4 protein-coding genes and 1 pseudogene are annotated in these 3,757 nt (G+C 37.1%); all 5 read left to right on the top strand.

Annotated elements, in window-relative coordinates:
• The first annotated feature begins 148 nt into the window (after positions 1 to 148).
• Positions 149 to 364, top strand: coding sequence for an alpha/beta hydrolase (locus ACM0OR_RS27885; RefSeq protein WP_414579650.1), 216 nt, complete (start codon positions 149 to 151; stop codon positions 362 to 364).
• A 237-nt stretch (positions 365 to 601) separates the two neighbouring features.
• Positions 602 to 1,495, top strand: coding sequence for an NF038130 family PEP-CTERM protein (locus ACM0OR_RS27890; protein ID WP_414579651.1), 894 nt, complete (start codon positions 602 to 604; stop codon positions 1,493 to 1,495).
• A 452-nt stretch (positions 1,496 to 1,947) separates the two neighbouring features.
• On the top strand, positions 1,948 to 2,370 hold the full coding sequence (locus tag ACM0OR_RS27895; RefSeq protein ID WP_414579652.1) for a response regulator: 423 nt from the start codon (positions 1,948 to 1,950) through the stop codon (positions 2,368 to 2,370).
• 94 nt (positions 2,371 to 2,464) lie between these two features.
• Positions 2,465 to 2,704, top strand: a pseudogene (locus tag ACM0OR_RS27900) (Uma2 family endonuclease); the annotation flags it as partial.
• A gap of 83 nt (positions 2,705 to 2,787) precedes the next feature.
• Complete coding sequence (locus ACM0OR_RS27905; RefSeq protein ID WP_414579654.1) at positions 2,788 to 3,681, top strand: SDH family Clp fold serine proteinase; 894 nt, start codon at positions 2,788 to 2,790, stop codon at positions 3,679 to 3,681.
• The last annotated feature ends 76 nt before the right edge of the window (positions 3,682 to 3,757 follow it).

Below are 3,757 nucleotides of genomic sequence, written 5' to 3' on the forward strand. Positions count from 1 at the left end.
CTACGGAGTCAATTTTTCTCTTGCCTTGGAATGACTTTTTCAGCAAGCCCTAATTATCGAAAGTAGCTTTATATCTGCATTTCGAGTAATAGTCCCATTTCAAATTTTGCCGTTTGATAAGTTTACTAATCTACAAAAAATTAAAAATGTGAAATGTCCAGTATTGATTATGCACGGTAAGGCTGATGAGATTATTCCTTTTACTCATGCAGAAAATTTGTATGCTGCTGCGCCGTCGCCAAAACTGTCTTTATGGGTAGAAGACGCAAATCATAATGATTTTCTCTGGGTAGCTGGGGAAAGATATAACAAGAGTTTGAAAGAGTTTACTAAGTTAGTGTCGGAACATAAAAGCTTAAAGTAATTTTATTAATACAGAAAAATAACTATTTTAAGTAAAATTACTAGAACAAACCCAAAAATATTTATCATTAATTTATCAATAATACCAGGGAACTTTACCCAATCTGGCTTGGTAATTGCCTAAACTAGTATTGTCTCGCAAGTTACTAAATATAGCTAAATACTGATCGCATTTTCCTGCATCTGTAAAACAGCAAAAGTACAAAAAATTACAGTTAAATAGAGAGATATTTGATCAATGAATAAGACTTTACAAACATTTTTGCTAGGTGCTTCCATCGCTATGGGTGTAGGTGCGATCGCTACTTCTCCAGCCCAAGCTGGTAGCTTATCTGGTGCTACCATTGGTGGTACAGCAGCAAATGATTACTTAATCTATGATTCCAACGCTACAAATACTTACATTGTCCCCAATACTACAGCCAATTTACAAAAGGTATTAGATGGAAATGCTACTAGCCCTACTGGTAACGTAGAGTTAAGAGCTAGCAGTGAAACATCAGGTTTCGATTTCACTAAGAATACCACTTTATCCGGGACAATCGGCGGTGAAACCCTAACACTCAGCAGTTTAGTAGCTTCTGATTGGACTAGTGCTTATGGAACAACAACTTTTGGCCGGTACTGGTTTAATCAGGCTTTAATTGCAAATGGGTTGAGTAGTATAGTTGGGACAAATATCGGTACTAACTTATTTAATAGCTTTGTTGTTAATGGAGGCTTTCAAAGATTCAGTGATCCCAACATATCCTATGTTAACCAAGATGATACGAGTGGTTTAATTAGCATTGGATTAGCAGGTCACTTGAACGCTACCAATCTTTTACTATCAGTTCTACCTGATAGTCTAAAACCCCTATTGTTGGGTAAAGACATAAAAGCCAGTGAAGTTGTTAAATACACCTATAATGGTGAGACTGATTATCTTTTCAGTTTCACCGCAACCAATTCTAATTTAACTGAACTAAGTGATGCTAAATCCCACAGTGGTAGCTATGAAGTTAGTTTCCAAGGTTTAATTCCAATCAAGTCATCTAGACAATCAGTTCCAGAACCTTCAATATTGCTTGGTCTTTTAGGTGTGGCTGGCATTTTTGCTACACAAAGCAAGTTAAAAAAAGTATCTGGTTGAGCCTAAAATTCTGAAATTAAATAATAAATGAGATTTATGGGGCTTTTAGCTCCTTTTTTTTACTTATTCCTAATCTTATTCATTTAAAATGTCAAGAATAGTTACATATACTCATTTATTTGAGTATATGTACTCTGATTAATTGCCTTAATTTTCAGAAAATAAATACTAAAGTTGGTTTATTTGTATATCTTAAGATAATATTATTAAGCAATAGACAAGAGCTAGTACCTCAAGGCACACTTCAAAAGTTAAAAACCTTCTAAAATAAGCTTTTAGCTTGTTTATATTGCTGACTATATTTACGCCATGCTGTAATAGTTTCAGTTAATTTATCTCTTGATTATCATGATCTATAAATTTATGCTAATGTAACAGTTCACTGGTTTAAATTTTTATTTCAGCATTCAATTGACTAGTATAGTTGTTATTAATATTAAAAAATATGGGAAATGGTATCTAATTTATTGGCAAAAAAGCAGAATTTTTATTCACATCAATTAAGTCAAATTTTAATTGTTGAAGATGACTATATTAATAGAATGTTGCTCAGTGATTATTTGAAATACTCCGGATATAATGTGACCAGTTTATCTAATGGGGCAAATTTTTTTCTGACTATAAATATATTTCAGCCTGATTTAATTTTATTGGATTTAAAATTGCCAGATATAGATGGATATTATTTACTGCAACAAATGCAGCAACAACCAGATTTCTCTAAGATACCTGTGATTGTAGTTTCAGCATTGGCTTTTAAAGTTGATCAACAAAGGGCAATGGATTTGGGTGCGCGTGATTATTTAGTTAAACCTATAAATTTGAATCTTTTAACGCTCAAAATTGAACACGCGTTAGCTTATAGTCACATTTAGTTTGACACAAGGAGACAGGTAATATAGGACTATTATTTGATTTCTGAAAAAACTTCGTACATCTGGAGAGACAGAAAATCAAACGTAGTGTTTCGGATGCGTACTCATGCCAGAGTTAGGTTTAAGTTTAGGTATATGGCAAGGAGCTTTTCAAGATATTAATAGGTTGTAGTTACGTTGGTTCACATTAACCGGGGAATTAATTCCTGAGCCTACCGAGGAAGTTGTTGCAGCTACCGAACGAGCAATAATTGCTGAACAAGCCAAAAGAAAAGCCGAACAACTGGCGGAACGTCTGCGACAACTAGGGGTGAATCCTGATGAGTTGGTTTAATGTGAGATTAACCCGTAGATAGAAATGCGATCGCTCAAAACTTGTCAAAATTATAACTACATCATTTAATTTTGAACTAACCTATGGGCTTCGGTATTGGCGATTTATTCTGGATTTTCCTGCTTCTTTCTTCCTTACAACCCATCTGGCAGAAACGCCAAATGGAATATCGACGCTTTCGCGCTTTGCACGAATTTCAACAACAACGCAACAGCCGTGTCATTTTATTAATACACCGCCAAGAGTCCATCAGTTTGCTAGGTATTCCCATTTCCCGTTACATCACCATTGAAGACTCAGAACAAATACTGAGGGCAATTCGCCTCACGCCCCCTGATGTTCCCATAGACTTAATTCTACACACTCCTGGCGGTTTAGTATTGGCTACCGAACAAATCGCTAGAGCATTAATTCGTCATCCATCAAAAGTCAGTGTGTTTGTACCTCACTATGCCATGAGTGGCGGTACAATGCTCGCTCTCGCCGCCGATGAAATTGTCATGGATGCCAACGCTGTTTTAGGGCCTGTTGATCCCCAACTTGGCAACTACCCAGCAGCCAGTATTCTCAAAGTCGTTGAAGATAAACCCATCAGTGAGATTGACGACCAAACACTAATTATGGCAGACCTAGCAGGTAAAGCTATTCAACAGGTACAACGCTTTGTACGGACTCTGCTTAAAGATAATATACCCAGACAAAAAGTTAAGCCTGAAGATATCGAACCAATAATTGAAGCCTTAACCACTGGACGCGTTACCCACGACTACCCCATCACCGTTGAGGAAGCTACAGAAATAGGGCTGCCCGTAAATGTAGGGCTGCCCCGTTCCATATATGAACTAATGGATTTGTATCCACAACCACAAGGTGGAAGACCTACTGTTCAGTACATTCCCATGCCTTATGATGACCGTCGTCCACTTCTACCAACACCTAAAGGTAGACCAATGGAAGAACCAAATCAGAACACCTAATGTTTAGGGTGATGGTGTCGGGGTTGGTGATGGTGTCGCGGTTGGTGATGGTGTCGCGGTTGGTGATGGTGTCGGG

It is taken from the genome of Anabaena sp. CCY 9402-a, from assembly GCF_963920945.1.
Taxonomy (GTDB): domain Bacteria; phylum Cyanobacteriota; class Cyanobacteriia; order Cyanobacteriales; family Nostocaceae; genus Trichormus; species Trichormus minutissimus.

Excerpts from the sequence above, each read along its gene's own strand:
- ACM0OR_RS27890 (WP_414579651.1), top strand. The coding sequence starts at position 602 with ATGAATAAGACTTTACAAACATTTTTGCTAGGTGCTTCCATCGCTATG.
- ACM0OR_RS27895 (WP_414579652.1), top strand. The coding sequence starts at position 1,948 with ATGGTATCTAATTTATTGGCAAAAAAGCAGAATTTTTATTCACATCAA.
- ACM0OR_RS27905 (WP_414579654.1), top strand. The coding sequence starts at position 2,788 with ATGGGCTTCGGTATTGGCGATTTATTCTGGATTTTCCTGCTTCTTTCT.